Source organism: Streptomyces sp. NPDC043685 (genome assembly GCF_056436585.1).
Genome location: NZ_JBWKCH010000009.1, coordinates 323,075 through 337,848, shown reverse-complemented (window position 1 = coordinate 337,848; position 14,774 = coordinate 323,075). Strand labels below are relative to the sequence as shown.

The 14,774-nt window shown below is 72.5% G+C and carries 15 protein-coding genes; 7 read left to right on the top strand and 8 right to left on the bottom strand.

Going from position 1 to position 14,774, the window contains the following annotated elements; genetic code table 11:
* Positions 1 to 117 precede the first annotated feature (117 nt).
* The gene (locus AC0665_RS29245) at positions 118 to 903 is read right to left on the bottom strand and encodes an SDR family oxidoreductase (protein WP_468636369.1); all 786 of its coding nucleotides are present in this window, start codon (positions 901 to 903) and stop codon (positions 118 to 120) included.
* Between the two features lie 84 nt (positions 904 to 987).
* Here AC0665_RS29245 and AC0665_RS29240 point away from each other — a divergent pair, with 84 nt between their 5' ends.
* Both AC0665_RS29240 and AC0665_RS29235 read left to right on the top strand, forming a co-directional pair.
* Positions 988 to 1,827 (top strand): hypothetical protein, encoded by an 840-nt coding sequence (locus tag AC0665_RS29240; protein WP_478607852.1) that lies wholly within the window; start codon positions 988 to 990, stop codon positions 1,825 to 1,827.
* Between the two features lie 35 nt (positions 1,828 to 1,862).
* Entirely contained in the window at positions 1,863 to 2,294 is a 432-nt protein-coding gene (locus AC0665_RS29235; protein WP_478706101.1) for a glutaredoxin domain-containing protein, read from the top strand.
* Here AC0665_RS29235 and AC0665_RS29230 read toward each other — a convergent pair.
* The 3 genes from AC0665_RS29230 to AC0665_RS29220 are packed head-to-tail and all read right to left on the bottom strand — an operon-like array spanning position 2,284 to position 4,262.
* Positions 2,284 to 3,180, bottom strand: a complete 897-nt coding sequence (locus tag AC0665_RS29230; protein WP_468411561.1) for an amidohydrolase family protein — start codon at positions 3,178 to 3,180, stop codon at positions 2,284 to 2,286. The two genes, AC0665_RS29235 and AC0665_RS29230, sit on opposite strands and share 11 nt — an antisense overlap.
* A gap of 11 nt (positions 3,181 to 3,191) precedes the next feature.
* Positions 3,192 to 3,803 carry a hypothetical protein gene (locus tag AC0665_RS29225; protein WP_468411563.1) on the bottom strand — a complete coding sequence of 204 codons (612 nt, stop codon included), beginning with the start codon at positions 3,801 to 3,803 and terminating at the stop codon, positions 3,192 to 3,194.
* Between the two features lie 9 nt (positions 3,804 to 3,812).
* Positions 3,813 to 4,262, bottom strand: a complete 450-nt coding sequence (locus AC0665_RS29220) for an ATP-binding protein (protein ID WP_478706100.1) — start codon at positions 4,260 to 4,262, stop codon at positions 3,813 to 3,815.
* 113 nt (positions 4,263 to 4,375) lie between these two features.
* On the opposite strand from AC0665_RS29220, the gene AC0665_RS29215 reads away from it, so the two are divergent.
* Positions 4,376 to 5,188 (top strand): helix-turn-helix domain-containing protein, encoded by an 813-nt coding sequence (locus tag AC0665_RS29215; protein ID WP_468636359.1) that lies wholly within the window; start codon positions 4,376 to 4,378, stop codon positions 5,186 to 5,188.
* Positions 5,185 to 5,373 carry a DUF397 domain-containing protein gene (locus AC0665_RS29210; RefSeq protein WP_478706099.1) on the top strand — a complete coding sequence of 63 codons (189 nt, stop codon included), beginning with the start codon at positions 5,185 to 5,187 and terminating at the stop codon, positions 5,371 to 5,373. Before AC0665_RS29215 ends, AC0665_RS29210 begins: the two co-directional genes overlap by 4 nt.
* On the opposite strand, the gene AC0665_RS29205 is transcribed toward AC0665_RS29210, so the two are convergent.
* Complete coding sequence (locus AC0665_RS29205; RefSeq protein WP_478706098.1) at positions 5,357 to 7,828, bottom strand: tetratricopeptide repeat protein; 2,472 nt, start codon at positions 7,826 to 7,828, stop codon at positions 5,357 to 5,359. The two genes, AC0665_RS29210 and AC0665_RS29205, sit on opposite strands and share 17 nt — an antisense overlap.
* 99 nt (positions 7,829 to 7,927) lie before the next feature.
* Between AC0665_RS29205 and AC0665_RS29200 the strand changes: the two genes are divergently transcribed.
* Positions 7,928 to 8,437: a DUF2165 domain-containing protein gene (locus tag AC0665_RS29200; protein WP_366050074.1), complete on the top strand. Its 510-nt coding sequence runs from the start codon at positions 7,928 to 7,930 to the stop codon at positions 8,435 to 8,437.
* A 9-nt stretch (positions 8,438 to 8,446) separates the two neighbouring features.
* On the opposite strand, the gene AC0665_RS29195 is transcribed toward AC0665_RS29200, so the two are convergent.
* Positions 8,447 to 9,001, bottom strand: coding sequence for a hypothetical protein (locus tag AC0665_RS29195; protein ID WP_468411575.1), 555 nt, complete (start codon positions 8,999 to 9,001; stop codon positions 8,447 to 8,449).
* Positions 9,002 to 9,126: 125 nt separating this feature from the next.
* The gene (locus tag AC0665_RS29190) at positions 9,127 to 10,125 is read right to left on the bottom strand and encodes a glycosyltransferase family 2 protein (RefSeq protein WP_468636352.1); all 999 of its coding nucleotides are present in this window, start codon (positions 10,123 to 10,125) and stop codon (positions 9,127 to 9,129) included.
* Positions 10,126 to 10,253: 128 nt separating this feature from the next.
* Here AC0665_RS29190 and AC0665_RS29185 point away from each other — a divergent pair, with 128 nt between their 5' ends.
* Positions 10,254 to 10,718 carry a GtrA family protein gene (locus AC0665_RS29185; protein ID WP_478607832.1) on the top strand — a complete coding sequence of 155 codons (465 nt, stop codon included), beginning with the start codon at positions 10,254 to 10,256 and terminating at the stop codon, positions 10,716 to 10,718.
* Positions 10,719 to 10,736: 18 nt separating this feature from the next.
* Entirely contained in the window at positions 10,737 to 12,146 is a 1,410-nt protein-coding gene (locus AC0665_RS29180; RefSeq protein ID WP_478706097.1) for a hypothetical protein, read from the top strand.
* A 6-nt stretch (positions 12,147 to 12,152) separates the two neighbouring features.
* Here the strand turns inward: AC0665_RS29180 and AC0665_RS29175 are convergent, their stop codons facing one another.
* The gene (locus AC0665_RS29175; protein ID WP_478706096.1) at positions 12,153 to 14,738 is read right to left on the bottom strand and encodes a bifunctional FO biosynthesis protein CofGH; all 2,586 of its coding nucleotides are present in this window, start codon (positions 14,736 to 14,738) and stop codon (positions 12,153 to 12,155) included.
* Positions 14,739 to 14,774: the final 36 nt, after the last annotated feature.

The window sequence follows — 14,774 nt, the reverse complement described above, 5'->3', positions numbered from 1 at the left end:
CCCAGGGATCAGCCCGGCGCTCATCGTGGGCGCTACCGCGTGAACACGACAAGTGAGCGTAAGGTCAAGGGGAGGTAAAAATGTTCGGCGTGATGGCCTTGGTTCATCCATATGAACTCAACGCATCAGCTCCCCGGCGTTGACCAGCAACGACTGTCCGGTGATCGACCGCGCCCGGTCCGACGCCAGGAACACCGCCGCGTCGGCCACATCGGCATCCGAGGCCAGTTCGGGCAGCGCCATCCGCCCGGTCAGCCGCTCCAGGACGGTCGCCTCCGGCACCCCTTCGGACTGAGCCGCGGACCGCACGTACGCCCGCACCGGCGGCCCCCACATCCAGCCCGGCAGCACGGTGTTGACCCGGATCCGGTACGGCCCGAGCTCCCGCGCGAGCGAGTACATCGCGCTCGTCAGCGCCCCCTTCGACGCCGCGTACGCCGCCTGCCGCACCTGCGAGGGGGCCGCCACCGCCGACTGCGTCCCCACGAACACCACGGACCCGCCCCGCACTTTGAGCGACGGCAGACAGGCCCGTGTCATGCGCAGCGTGCCCAGCAGGTTCACCTCCAGCACGGTCCGCCAGGACGCGAAGTCGGCGTCCTCGAGACCGCCGAAGCAACTGTCGAGCGCGGCCACGTGCACCACGGCGTCGATCCCGCCGAACCGCTCCCGCGCCTCCTCCGCCAGCGCCTCGCACTGCGCCTCGTCGCAGATGTCCGTGGCCAGGAACGCGGTGCGCGTCCCGCCCGGGTCGATCTCGGCGGCCGTCTTCGCCAGGCTCGCCCGCGTCCGGGCGCCGAGCACGGCACGCCCGCCGTCCCGTACGACCGCCGCCGCGACCTGCCGCCCGAGCCCGGCCCCGACCCCCGACACCACGACCGTCTTCCCCGCGAGCAGTGACATGGCAGGACCTCCCCGGACCGGAACCCTGGCGTTCTATCTGACGGAGCGTCAGAGTATGGGCGAGCCGCCGACGAAGGGGAAGGCATGAGCGAGGACACCCGCAGCGAGCTGTACGCCGAACTGGCCGCCGTCGGCCCCTACGGCACCCACCCCGGGCACGCCCTCATCACCATGGTCGAGCCGCATCCCGGCCACGAGTACGCGTACAACCGCTGGTACGAGGACGACCACTACTACGCCGGGGCGATGGCCATGCCCTGGATGTACGCGGGCCGCCGCTGGGTGGCGACCCGGGACCTGCAACTCCTGCGCTACCCCGCGAAGTCGGCGATCGCCCGGCCGGTCACCGCCGGCTGCTACCTCTCCACGTACTGGATCACCGCGGGCCGCTACGACGACCACATGCGCTGGACGGTCGCCATCAACAAGCGCCTCAACCGGGACGCCCGCGTCTACCATGACCGCACGCACGTCTTCACGGCGTTCCAGCACCACGAGGCGACGGTGTACCGCGACGGGGCGGCCGGTCCCCGTGACGTCCACGCCCTCGACCACCCCTACGCGGGCCTGGTCCTCCAGGTCGTCGAGGCGGACGGCCCGCAGCGGCGCGCCGCGCTCCTGGAGTGGCTGCGCACCCGCCACCTGCCCGGGCGTCTGGCGGGCTCCCCGGCCGCGCTGGTGACGGTCTTCAGCCCGACGCCCCTGCCCGGCGACCGCATGACCTACGTGAAACAGGTCGAGGGCGTCGGCACCCGCCTGACGCTGCTGTGGTTCCTCCAGACGGACCCGCGGGAGTGCTGGGACCCCTGGTTCACGGACCTCGACGCGGCGGTGGCGGAGCCGGGCCTCGGGAGAGTGGAGCTGGTGGCCCCGTTCGTCCCGACGGTGCCGGGCACGGACACGTACGTGGACCGGCTGCGCTGAGGCCGACACCCGCCCGGCGGCTACCCTTCGCTTGCATGAAGCGCGCATGGACCTTGCCGATGCTGCTGGTGCTCTCCGGCGCGGCCGGTGCCGCGGGGCTGTTCCTCACGGGGAGCACCGGCTGGTCCGCGGCCACGCTCCTGTTCTTCCTCCTCCTCGCGGGCACGCACTCACCGCTGGTCTTCCCCCGGTCCCTCGACGCGCGGGAGGCACAGCGGCGCAGCGCGGCCGACGGCCGGCCGGTCGTCTACTGGCGGCCGGGCTGCCAGTACTGCCTGCGGCTGCGCGTCCGGCTGGGCCGGGACGCCCGCCGGGTGCACTGGGTCGACATCTGGCGGGATCCGGCCGGGGCCGCGGCGGTGCGCGCGGCCAACCAGGGCGACGAGACGGTGCCGACCGTCGTGGTGGCGGGCCGGGCGCACACCAACCCCGATCCGGCGTGGGTGCGCGAGCGGCTCACCGGCTGAACAGAGCGGCCGCGTTGTCGTGGCACACGGCCCGGAGCCAGTCGTCGCCGAGGCCCAGCCGCTCCAGCGCGTGGAGCTGGTGCAGGTACGGGTAGGGAATGTTGGGGAAGTCGGAGCCGAACAGGATGCGGTCGCCGAGCGCGGCGAACCGGGGCAGGGCCCGGCGCGGGAACGGCATGAAGCCCTCGGTGAAGTCGGTGAACGCCATCGTCGTGTCCAGCCGCACCTCGTCGTACCGCTCCGCGAGGTCGAGGAACTCCTCGTACTCGGGCATGCCCATGTGGGCGACGATCAGCCGCAGTCGCGGGTGCCGTGCCAGCACCCGCGCGACGGGTTCGGGGCCGGTGTGCGTGCCGGGCGCCGGCCCGGAGCCGCAGTGGATCACCACCGGGGTGCCCGCCTCGGCCAGCAGGCCCCACGCCGGGTCGAGACGCTCGTCGGCCGGATCGTAGGCGCCCACCTGCACATGCGCCTTGAACACGCGCGCCCCCGCTTCCAGGGCCTCGCGCACGTAACTCTCCACCTCCGGCTCGGGGTAGAGGGTGGCGGTGTGCAGGCAGTCGGGGGTGCGGCGGGCGAAGTCCACCGCCCAGCCGTTCAGCCACCCGGCCATGCCCGGCTTGTGCGGGTAGAGCATCGACGTGAAGGCCCGGACGCCGAAGTCCCGCAGCAGCGCGGCCCTCTCGGCCTCCTCCTTCCGGTAGGTGATCGGCCACTCGAGCCCGCCGATCAGCGGCCCGTTGGTGTCGAAGTACTCCCACACCTTGCGCAGGACCCGCTCGGGCATGAAGTGCGTGTGGACGTCGATCAGCCCCGGCAGACCGAGCCGGCCCCAGAACGCGCGGACCTCACCGGTCTCCTCGTACGCCTCGCGCTCATCGCTCATGCCGATCTCCGTCACGGGGTGCGGTCCGGCTCCTCGAAGTCGCGGAGCAGGGCGGTGAGGTCACTGTAGGAGGAGGACGTCCGCGGCGCGGGGTCGGCCGCCGAGGTCTCCGTCACACCCAGGTCCCGGCGCATCGCCTCACGCGTGGCGCCGATCAGCGGCCAGACGCCGTGCTGCGCCTCGGCCGCCGACCGCAGGGTCTCGCCCGGCCGGGGGTTCCCCTGCTCCAGGCGCTTGACCTGGCCGTAGACCCGGTTCAGGGCCCCGTTCGCCTCCCGGGCCGGGGCGATCACACCGTCCGGCGCGATCATCAGGGCCTCGGACCAGCGGTCGCGGTAGGTGTCCTTCGCGACTTCCAGCGCCTGGACGTCCTCGTCGCCGGGCGTCCGGTCGCGCAGGACGTAGAGGTGCCTGCTGAGCGCCGTGCAGAACTGCCGGGCGTCGCGATGCAGCGCCGTGTAGCAGCTCCGCCGCAACTCGCGGCTCTCCCGCGCCTCCTGAAGGTCGCGCGCCATCTCCAGCTCGCGCCGCTTGGCCTTCTCGGCGCCGCGCTGGGTGAGCAGGGCGCCCCCGAGCGTCCCCGCCACACCGGCCACGGCGATCACCACCGCCCCCACGTCCATCGGATCACCCTAGACCGCGCGCCCCGGCAAGTGCCGCCCTCCCAACGACAGTTCGGCCCAGACCGTCTTGCCGTGCGCCGGTGCCTCCACCACACCCCAGCGCTGCGCGTACGCCGAGACGATCCGCAGCCCGCGCCCGCCGTCCGCGTCGTCCGGGGCCGGGCCGGTGAGCCGCGGGGGCCGGTCGCCCCGGGCGTCGGTGACCTCGACACGGAGCGAACGGTCGGCACGCAGCTTCAGGGCCAGCCGGAAGTCCCTGCCCCGGACGCGTCCGTGCAGCACCGCGTTCGACGCCAGCTCCGCCACCACCTGCGCGGCGGCGTCGCAGGGCTCGCCCCACTCGTCGAGCTGGCGTTCGGTGAGCAGGCGGGCCAGTCGAGCGCCTCTTCGAGTGGCGGACAACTGGAGCGTGAAGTGACGTACGGGGGCGCCGATCTCAGCGAGGGATTTCTGACTCATGTCACCCAGCGTGGCCGTCCGTCCCTACTCTGAACAGCGACGACCTCGGTACGGAGCGTGACTGTCCGGACGCCTCACGGGGTCGTACGGCTCGTACGTCAGGAGGGGAAGGCGTGGAGGACGAGGAAGCGGCGGCCGTACTCAGGGCGGTCGGGCGGCAGATCAAGATGTGGCGCGAGGCGGCGGGCCTCAAGCAGGCGGAGCTGGGCTCGGCCATCGGCTACGGGGAGGAGATGGTGTCGTCCGTCGAACGCGCGCGGCGCATCCCCAAGCCGGACTTTCTCGACAAGGCCGATGAGGTCCTGGGCGCGGGCGGCAAGATCTCCGTGATGAAGGAGGACGTGGAGAGGGCGCGGTATCCGAAGACCGTGCGGGACCTGGCCAAGCTGGAGGACGAGGCCCTCGAACTCGGGGCTTACGACACCCACCAGATCAACGGGATGCTCCAGACACCGGAGTACGCCCAGGCGTTGTACGCCATGCGCAGTCCCGCCTACACGGAGGACGAGATCGAACGGCACGTCGCAGCGCGCATGGCGCGGAAGGCCGTCTTCGACCGCGTACCACGCCCGCTCATCACCTTTGTCCAGGAAGAGACGACCCTGCGGCGGCCGGTCGGGGGCAGAATGGTACTGCGCCGACAGCTCCAACACCTCTTGGACGTAGCCGGGTTGAGGCACGTGTCCATCCAGATCATGCCTACGGATCGGGAGGACCACGCGGGCATGGCAGGTCCGTTTCGGCTCCTGAAATTCCAGGACGGCAAGGTGCTGGGGCACTCCGAAGCCCAGTTGCACAGCCGCGTGATCAGCGAGCCTCGGGACGCCCAGATCCTCGACATGCGCTATGGAATGATCCGGGCGCAGGCCCTCTCACCCCGAGAGTCCCTGGCCTTCATTGAGAAAGTTCTGGGAGACGAGACGTGACCACTGAACTCGCCTGGTTCAAGAGCAGCTACAGCAGCAACGACGGGCCCGATTGCGTCGAGGTCGCCATATCCCCCGCTCAGGGCCCCATCCACATCCGCGACTCCAAGAACAAGGACGGCGCCCGACTGGCGTTCACCGGCGGCGCCTGGTCCGAGTTCCTGGAGTTCACGACAGCTCGCTGACCAGCGCCGCCGCCGCCCCGGGGTCGAGTTCCCGCACGCGTTCCTCATCGGCCCGGGCCTCCTGCGGCCGCCCCATGGCCGCGTGCAGCACGGCCCGGCGGCACAACGCCCAGACGTAACCCGGCCGCATCTCCACCGCCCGGTTCAGGTCGGCCAGCGCCTCCACGTGGCGGCCGAGGCGGGCCAGGGACGCGCCCCGGCTCGCGTACGCCGACGCGTACGCGGGGTCCAGGGTGAGGGCGATGTCCAGGTCGGCGACCGCCTCCTCGTCGCGGCCGGCGCCGCGCAGCGCGTCGCCCCGTTCGCAGCGGGCCCAGGGCCAGTCGGGGCGCAGGGTGAGGGCGCGGTCGAGGTCGGCCAGTTGACGACCGCCCTCTCCCCTGGCGCGCCAGACCCGGGCGCGGCGGGCGAGCGCCCAGGCGTAGTCCGGGTCGAGGTCGAGGGCCCGCCCGAGGTCGGCGAGGGCTTGGTCGTGGTCTCCGGCGCGCTCGTGGGTGGCGCCCCGGGAGGCCCAGGCGAAGGCGAGCGAGGGGTCGAGGCGGACGGCTTCGGTCAGGTCCCGCAGCGCCTCCGCGTCGCGTCCGGCGATCCGTTGGTGTTCGCCGCGCAGGGCGACGTACCAGGCGTTGCCGGGTTCCAGCGCGACGGCCCGGTCCAGGTCGGCGATCGCCCCGTCGTGGTCGCCCAGGTCTCCCCGGATGCCCGACCGGTTCCGGTGGGCGACGGCCGACTCCGGGTCCAGTGCGACGGCCCGGTCGTACTCGGCGAGGGCCTGCTCGTACGCGCCCTCGCCGCGCAGTTCGTCGCCCCGCACGACCCGGGCCCTGGCCTGGGTCCGCGGGTCGAGTCCGGCACGGCGCAGGAGCAGCCCGAGGGCGGCGACGACCCCCTCGGTGTCGAGGGCCGTGGTCAGTTCGGCGCCCCACCGGGACGTCGCCTCCGCGTCCGCGTCCCCTCCGGCGTCCACCAGCGCACGCGCCCACCGCCCGGCCACGCCCGCGTCGCACGCCTGGACGAAGTCGCGCAACGCCTGGGGCAGCGCGTCCCGTTCCCCCGCGCACAGCAGGTGGTAGGTCTCCTCCAGCCGCAGTTCCCGCCAGGTGTCGTCGGCCCACAGCTCCTCGGTGCCGCGGCCCGCCCCGGTCTCCTCGCGCCAGCCTCCGAACAGCTCCGCCAGGCGCCGCTGCCGCTGCACCCAGTCGCGCGGGGACCGGTGGCGCTCCGCGCGCAGCATGGGGGCCCGTACGACGTCGTGGTAGCGCAGGCGTCCGCCGGCGCGGTCGGTGACGAACGGCATGCCCCGCAGCCACGACCAGACGCGCTCCAGGTCCTCCTCCGGGCACTGGGCCACCGCCCGGAACACGTCCCCGTCCAGCCGTCTGGGCAGGGCGCAGGACAGGGCGGCGGTCCGCCGCACCGGATCCTCCCACTCCAGGAAGCGGTCCACGGCCGTGGCGCTCGGGTCGCCCACGTCGTCCGGGTCGGTGGGGCGGGACTCGGCGAGGGTGGAGACCAGGACGGGGAGGCCGCCGGTGAGGCGCAGCACCTCCTCGACGACCGGTTCGGCGGTCACGCCCTTGGCCGCCAGCAGGCCGCGGGCCTCCGTCTCCGTGAAGGGGGCGAGCGGCACCTCGGTGACGAAGTCCGCCAGCCCGCCCCAGCGGGCCGGGTCCAGCGGGGTGCGGCCCGCGGTGGCCACCACCGTGGTGGCGGGCAGGGGGCCGTGGCGGTCCGTCGTCATGATCTCGTGCAGCCAGGCGTCCAGGCGCGGGCCCGTCCGCTCGTAGGTGTCCAGGAAGAGGGCGATCCAGGGGGCGGAGGTGTCCGACAGTTCGCGCAGCAGCACGGGGGTGAGCACCTGTTCGGGGGCGAGGACCAGCTGGAGGTCCTCGTGGTTGCGGAAGCGGGCGATCAGGCTGGCGCGCAACCGGTCGGCGACCTGGGCGAGTTGGTCCGCGTCCAGCATCCCGGCGAGCGGTCCGACCATCGGCACCATGCCGGCGGCGACCACTCCGGCCCGTGCCACCATCCGGCCGCCCGTCGACGGGGCGGACTCCTCCGCTCGCGTGTCCAGGACCGCCAGCGCGGCCAGTTCCGCCTCGTGCCGGCGCTCGCGGTGCGCGGCGAGCAGGCGCTCCAGCTCCTTCAACCGCGCTCCCTGCGAAGCGAACTGACGGGCAATCTGCTCCATCACCTCCGGCACACCGGCCGCGCTGTCGTCGACGTACGCGGTCAGGGCGCCCTGTTCGCGGGCGAGGTGCTCCCACTCGCGGAGCAGGAAGGTCTTTCCGACGCCCGCGTTGCCGTGCGCGTGGAAGCGGAAGCGATGGCGTTCGTCATGGGGCGCTACGGTGAAGTTGGCCCGGAACGCGGCCCGTTCGGCGCTCCGGCCGACGAACCCGGCCCGGCCGCGCTGCCGGATCAGCTCCTGCATGGACGGTCTCGCCTGCGGCATCCGTACGTCCCCTCGACTCGCCCGGCCGGTCTCCGTCGTCATTCTCGCCCAACGGCCGCGGGGTACACCGCGGGTCCGCCCGCGGGGAGAATGATCGGCATGGCCACCTCCACATCACGCGGCGCGCTGTCGCTCGCCGCCACCCTGCTGACCGCGACCATCGCCCTCTACATGGCGCTCGTCGCCTTCGGGAACATCACCGACTTCGGGACCAACCAGCAGTTCGTCCGGCACGTGCTGGCCATGGACACCACGTTCAAGGACGAGGACCTGATGTGGCGGGCGATCACGAGCCAGGGGCTCCAGGACGCCGCCTACGTCGGGATCATCGTCTGGGAGACCGCGGCCGCGCTGGTCCTCATATACGGGAGCTGGCTGTGGGCCAGACGCGATGACCTGCGCGCCCGTCGGATGTCCACGTACGGGCTGCTGATGGTGATGCTGCTGTTCGGGGCCGGGTTCATCGCGATCGGCGGTGAGTGGTTCTCGATGTGGCAGTCGAAGAGCTGGAACGGGCTGGACGCCGCGACGCGGATCTTCCTGTTCAGCGGTGTCGTGCTGATCGTCAACCAGTTGTCGGCGCCGCGGACGGAGACCTCCGCCTCCTGAGCGCCGCCGCTACTTGACCACGGTCACGGTCGTGCCGACCGTGCCGAACGCCCACAGTGCCGAGCCGTCCGCCTTCCGCATCCTGACTCCGCCCGTCTTGGAGCCGGAGGCGGCGGGCGGCGGCGAGGCCCCGTCGACGGCGTTGGAGAAGGCGACGGAGACGCCGGATTTCGCGGCGAAGTACAGGATGTGCTCGATCTGGACGCCGTCCGAGCCGGTCGTGGCCGGGTTGCGCGAGGACACCGTGTAGCTGCCCGGGTCGGGGCTGACCGAGCCCGGCCAGACGGTGAAGGTGCGGCGCGTGGCCTCGCTGGCGTCGACCAGCCACACCCGCTTCTCGCCGAGGGAGTAGACGATGCGCCGGCCGGTGCCGGAGGCGTCGGGGACCCTCGCCGGGGCCGAGGGGGTGGGGGTGGGCTGCGCCGAGGCCGTGCTGCTCGGCTTGACCGACGTGGCGGTGGGGTGCGGGCCCTTGTCGGCCTGAAGGCCCAGGACCGTCACCGCGGCTATCGCTCCCACGGTCAGCCCGGTCACCCAGGCCCACGAAGGCAGTCGGGCAGGCACCGGCACGCATCTCCTCAGTCACGGGACCCCGCACCGACACGGGGTTCCGATCATCGTACTGCGCACCCGCCGCTCCCCCGGTGCCTCAGGGGGCTCCCGGCCCGTCTCTGTGACCCTCGGCCGTCTCAGGGGCCGTCGGCGGTCTTGCGGACCGGGACCGGGCCCGTGCCGGCGCCGCGGGCGGTGTAGCGCGGGGTGCGCACGGGGGCCGGGTAGGAGAGGTGCACCAGCCGGGTCTGCTCCTGGCGCATGTGCGTGAGCGATTCGAGGATGTAGCCCGAGAGCAGCACCAGCGCGGCGATCGTCATGATCGCGGCGGCCAGGATCGCCGTGGGGACGCGGGGCACGGTGCCCGTCTCGATGAAGTCGGCGATGACGGGGATGCCGAGCACGACCGAGACGAGGGCCAGCACTCCGGCGAGGACGGTGTGCACCAGCGAGGGGCGCTCGCGCCGGGCCAGGTCGAGGATGACCCGCAGGATGCGCCAGCCGTCGCGGTAGGTGCGCAGCTTGCTCTCGCCGCCCGCGGGCCGGACCCGGTAGTCGACGACCACCTCCGCCGTGGGGAGCCGCAGGTGCAGCGCGTGGATGGTCATCTCGGTCTCGGTCTCGAACTCCCGGGCGAGTGCCGGGAAGGACTTCACGAACCGCCGTGAGAAGACCCGGTAGCCGCTGAGCATGTCGGTCACGTCGTTGCCGAACAGGGACCGCACGGCCCCGGTGAGCACCTTGTTGCCGACCGCGTGTCCGGCCCGGTAGGCCCCGTCGTCGGTCACCCGGCGGGCTCCGACGACCTGGTCGTACGGCCCCTCGAAGAGCAGGTCCACCAGGTCCCGGGCGCGGGAGGCGTCGTAGGTGTCGTCGCCGTCGATGATGAGCAGCGCGTCCGCGTCGACGTCGGCGAAGGCGCGGCGGATGACGTTTCCCTTGCCCTTGCGGGGCTCCTCCCGCACGATCGCGCCCGCCGCCCGGGCGACCTCGACCGTGCGGTCGGTGGAGGCGTTGTCGTAGACGTAGACCACGGCCTCGGGCAGGGCCGCGCGCAGGTCGCGGACCACCTTGCCGACGGCCGCCTCCTCGTTGTGACACGGCACGACACACGCGATCGTCGGTTCCACTGCCACTCCCACTCCTCGCCCGAGGCGCTGTCGGATAGTAGGAAATGATGCGATATGAGCGAGCCCGCCGAGCGGGGGCACGCCGGGTGGCTACTCTCCCTTTTGTGCCGGTTCCTCCCTCCGCGATCCCTTCCGTGATCTCTTCCGTGGCCACCTCCGTGCGCAACGCCGTGCGGGGCATCTGGCGCGAGGCCGCCAAGTTCGGCGTCGTCGGGGCTCTGGCGTTCGTCGTCGACAACGGCGGGTACAACCTGCTGGTCTTCGGGCTGCCCGGCGGGGCGCGGGGCGGGCCGATGAGCGCCTCTCCGGTCCAGGCGTCCGTCGTCGCGACCTGCGCCGCCGCGCTGTTCAGCTGGGCCGGTAACCGCTACTGGACCTACCGCGACCGCCACCGCGAGAAGGTGACGCGTGAACTGGTCCTGTTCCTCGTCGCCAACGCCGTGGGGCTCGCCATCACCGCCGGCACCGTCTACGCCTCCCGGCACCTGCTCGGACTCGACTCGCCGCTCAGCGACAACACCGCCCGCATCCTCGGCTGGGCGCTCGCGACCCTGTTCCGCTTCTACGCCTACCGGCGCTACGTCTTCGTCGCACCCTGAGCCGTTAGCATCCGGCACATGGGACAAATGGGATGGATGCCTCGGGCGCGGCACTGGGGCTGGGTCCTGGCCGCCCTCGCCGCCGTGTGCTGTCTGGCCACGATCCTCGTCTTCGCGCCCGGCTACCTGAGTCCCGACAGCCTCGACCAGCTCCGGCAGGCCGAGGGGAAGAGGCCCCTGACCGACTGGCACCCGCCCGTGCTCAGTCTGGTCTGGCGGGCGCTCATCGCGGTGACCGGCTCGATCACGTCCCTGCTGGTCCTGCAGTCGCTGGTGTTCTGGGGGGCGCTGTGGGTGCTGGCCCGGTGCGTGTGGGACCTGACCGGCAGGCGCGGCGGATCGCTCGCCGTGCTCGGACTCGGCCTGGCCCCGTGGGTGCTGACGTTCGCCGGAGTGGTCTGGAAGGACGTCCACGCGGCGCAGGCGCTGCTCGCCGCGTGCGCCGTCGCGTGCACGGGGCTGCGGATCCGGGACCGGCGCGTCCGCCCCGCCGTGCGGTGGGGCCTGCTCTGGCTGGGTGTGCTGTTCCTCGCCTACGCCATGCTGGTGCGCAAGAACGCCTTCCTCGCCGCGATCCCCGTCTTCGTCCTGCTCGTCCTCGCGCTGTGGCGCGCCCCCGGGCGCGGCACCTGGGTGCGGTGCACGGCCGCGCTCGCCGCCGCGCTGGTCGTGCCCGCGGCCGCCATCGCGCTGTTCGCAGAGCCGTTGCAGACCGAGCAGGGCGCGCAGATCATGCTGGACGACCTGGTGCACGTGCTGCGGGTGGACGAGCTGCGCTCGGCGGACGTCCCGCCCGCCCTCAGGAACCGGCTCGTGGCCTCGGCGCGCGAGTGCCGGCGCATCGGCGCCCTGTCGGACGCCTACTGGGCCTGTTACGAACGGCCGGCCGACGGACTGCGCGGCGACTCGGGCGAGATCACCTCCCTGTGGCTGCGGGAGATGGGCGGGCACGTGCCGCAGTACCTCCAGTACCGGCTGCGCCTGTTCGCGTCACTGCTGTTCGAGACCGGCTACCCCTACAAGGCGGGCGTCACCCGCAACGACCTGGGCATCGAGGTGGCGCACCCCCGCCTCGAGGACATGCTCGGTTCGTACGTCGAGGGGATGGCCGCCGACCTGCCCTGGCTGTTCCGCGGGTGGTTCTGGCTGGCCGTCGCGCTGGTGCTCGCCGTCCGGCCGGGCCGGGGCGCCTTCGCGATGCCGGTCCGGGCGCTGGGCGTCAGTTCGGCGGCCTACATCCTCGGTTATCTGCCGATCATGCCCGCGACGGACTTCCGCTACGTCTACTGGCCGGCGATCGCCGGCGCCCTCGGTCTGCTGCTGCTGTGGCTGGGCCGGGGCACGCCTCCCGCGCGGCCGCCGGGCCCCGGCGTCACGACAGGCCGGCCCCTGACGGAGCATCAGCCGGCGGACGCCGGGGGCCAGTAGGACCCGTCAGTCCAGCACCGGCAGCAGCTGGGGCAGATGCCCGTCCGAGGCCGCCGCCGCCCGCTGCCGCTCCTCGGGCACCTCCCCGTACAGGGTGTTCCGGGCCCTGGCCGGACGACCCGCGGCGTGGGCCACCGCGATGAGGTCCTTGACCGACTTGTACGAGCCGTACGAGGAGCCCGCCATGCGGGAGATGGTCTCCTCCATGAGCGTGCCACCGAGGTCGTTCGCGCCCGAGCGGAGCATCTCGGCCGCGCCCTCCGTGCCGAGCTTGACCCAGCTGGTCTGGATGTTGGGGATGTACGGGTGCAGCAGCAGCCGGGCCATGGCCGTGACCGCGCGGTTGTCCCGCATGGTCGGGCCCGGACGGGCGATCCCCGCCAGGTAGACCGGCGCGTTGGTGTGCACGAACGGCAGGGTCACGAACTCGGTGAAGCCGCCGGTGCGTTGCTGGATGCCCGCGAGGGTGCGCAGGTGGCCGAGCCAGTGCCGGGGCTGGTCGACATGGCCGTACATCATCGTCGAGGACGAGCGGATGCCCAGCTCGTGGGCGGTCGTCACGACGTCGATCCAGTCGGCGGCGGGCAGCTTGCCCTTGGTGAGGATCCAGCGGACCTCGTCGTCGAGGATCTCGGCGGCCGTGCCCGGGATGGTGTCCAGGCCCGCCTCCTTGGCCGCCGTCAGCCATTCGCGCACGGACAGGCCGGTGCGGGTCGCGCCGTTGACGACCTCCATGGGCGAGAAGGCGTGCACATGCATGCCGGGCACGCGCTCCTTCACGGCCCGCGCGATGTCGAAGTACGCCGTGCCGGGCAGGTCCGGGTGGATGCCGCCCTGCATGCACACCTCCACCGCGCCCACGTCCCAGGCCTGCTGGGCCCGGTCGGCGACCTGGTCCAGGGAGAGGGTGTAGGCGTCGGCGTCGGTGCGGCGCTGGGCGAAGGCGCAGAAACGGCAGCCGGTGTAGCAGACGTTGGTGAAGTTGATGTTCCGCGTGACGATGTAGGTGACGTCGTCGCCCACCGCCGACTTGCGCACGTCGTCGGCGACCCGGGCGAGGGCGTCCAGCGCCGGGCCGTCCGCGTGCAGCAGGGCGAGGGCCTCGTCGTCGGTGAGCTTCGTCGGATCGTCGGCCGCCGTGCGCAGGGCCTGCCGTACGTCGGTGTCGATGCGCTCGGGTGCCATGCCCGGGGCGGCGGCCTCGCGCAGGGCGCCCCAGTCGCCGTACACCTCGTCGAAGTCGTCCCGGCGGTCCGAGGTGCGGCCCTCGGTGTCGATGGAGGAGTGCAGGTCCGTGCGGCCGGAGGCCGTGAAGACCTCCTCGGGTTCCTGCCAGGGCAGCCCCTGCGGAAGGGCCTCGGGCCGGGCGAGTCCGGTCTCCGGGTCGGCCAGCGCGGCCACGTGCGGGCGCAGTCGCGGGTCCAGCCAGGGCTCGCCGCGCCGGACGAACTCGGGGTAGACGCAGAGGCGTTCGCGCAGCTCGAACCCTGCGGCGCGGGACTTCTCGGCGAGCCGCTCGATCTGCGGCCAGGGCCGCTCGGGGTTGACGTGGTCGATGGTGAGCGGGGAGACGCCGCCCCAGTCGTCGATGCCGGCGCGGATCAGCCGCTCGTACTCGTCGTCGACGAGGTTGGGCGGGGCCTGGATGTTGCCGCTCGGGCCCATGAGGAGGCGGGCGACGGCGACCGTGGCGACCAGTTCGTCGAGTTCCGCGTCGGGCATGCCGCGCATCGCGGTGTCCGGCTTGGCGCGGAAGTTCTGGATGATCAGCTCCTGGACGCCGTGGTAGGCGCGGGAGACCTTGCGCAGCGCGAACAGCGACTCGGCGCGCTCCTCGTGGGTCTCGCCGATGCCTATGAGGACCCCGGAGGTGAAGGGCACGGAGGAGCGGCCCGCGTCCTCAAGGACGCGCAGGCGGACGGCGGGCTCCTTGTCGGGCGAGCCGTGGTGGGGGCCGCCCGGCTCCGACCAGAGGCGGGTCGCGGTGGTCTCCAGCATCATGCCCATGCTGGGCGCGACGGGCTTGAGGCGCTGGAAGTCGCTCCAGGACAGGACGCCCGGGTTCAGGTGCGGCAGCAGGCCCGTCTCCTCCAGGATGCGGATGGAGACGGCCCGGACGTAGGCGAGGGTGTCGTCGTAGCCGTGCGCGTCGAGCCACTCGCGCGCCTCGGGCCAGCGGTCCTCGGGCTTGTCGCCGAGGGTGATCAGGGCTTCCTTGCAGCCGAGCGCGGCACCCTTGCGGGCGATGTCCAGCACCTCGTCCGGGGACATGAACATCCCGTGACCCTCCCGGCGGAGCTTGCCCGGGACGGTGACGAAGGTGCAGTAGTGGCACTTGTCCCGGCACAGCCGGGTCAGCGGGATGAAGACGCTCTTGGAGTACGTGATGACGCCGGGCCGGCCGGCCGCCTCCAGCCCCGCGTCCCGCACCCGGGCGGCCGAGGCCGAGAGGTCCTCCAGGTGCTCACCGCGGGCCTGGAGCAGCACCGCCGCCTCGGCGACGTCGAGGGAGACGCCGTCCCTGGCCCGTTTCAGGGCGCGACGCATGGAGTTCTCGGTGGGGCCGGTTCCGGAGGTCGCGGGAGTCGTCATCCTTCGAGCATACGAGTGCGCTGATCAGGCTCGGGG

What these genes read in the sequence shown, in the direction of transcription:
- AC0665_RS29245 (WP_468636369.1), bottom strand. Translation starts at nt 903, where the DNA reads ATGTCACTGCTCGCGGGGAAGACGGTCGTGGTGTCGGGGGTCGGGGCC.
- AC0665_RS29240 (WP_478607852.1), top strand. Translation starts at nt 988, where the DNA reads ATGAGCGAGGACACCCGCAGCGAGCTGTACGCCGAACTGGCCGCCGTC.
- AC0665_RS29235 (WP_478706101.1), top strand. Translation starts at nt 1,863, where the DNA reads ATGAAGCGCGCATGGACCTTGCCGATGCTGCTGGTGCTCTCCGGCGCG.
- AC0665_RS29230 (WP_468411561.1), bottom strand. Translation starts at nt 3,180, where the DNA reads ATGAGCGATGAGCGCGAGGCGTACGAGGAGACCGGTGAGGTCCGCGCG.
- AC0665_RS29225 (WP_468411563.1), bottom strand. Translation starts at nt 3,803, where the DNA reads ATGGACGTGGGGGCGGTGGTGATCGCCGTGGCCGGTGTGGCGGGGACG.
- AC0665_RS29220 (WP_478706100.1), bottom strand. Translation starts at nt 4,262, where the DNA reads ATGAGTCAGAAATCCCTCGCTGAGATCGGCGCCCCCGTACGTCACTTC.
- AC0665_RS29205 (WP_478706098.1), bottom strand. Translation starts at nt 7,828, where the DNA reads ATGCCGCAGGCGAGACCGTCCATGCAGGAGCTGATCCGGCAGCGCGGC.
- AC0665_RS29200 (WP_366050074.1), top strand. Translation starts at nt 7,928, where the DNA reads ATGGCCACCTCCACATCACGCGGCGCGCTGTCGCTCGCCGCCACCCTG.
- AC0665_RS29180 (WP_478706097.1), top strand. Translation starts at nt 10,737, where the DNA reads ATGGGACAAATGGGATGGATGCCTCGGGCGCGGCACTGGGGCTGGGTC.
- AC0665_RS29175 (WP_478706096.1), bottom strand. Translation starts at nt 14,738, where the DNA reads ATGACGACTCCCGCGACCTCCGGAACCGGCCCCACCGAGAACTCCATG.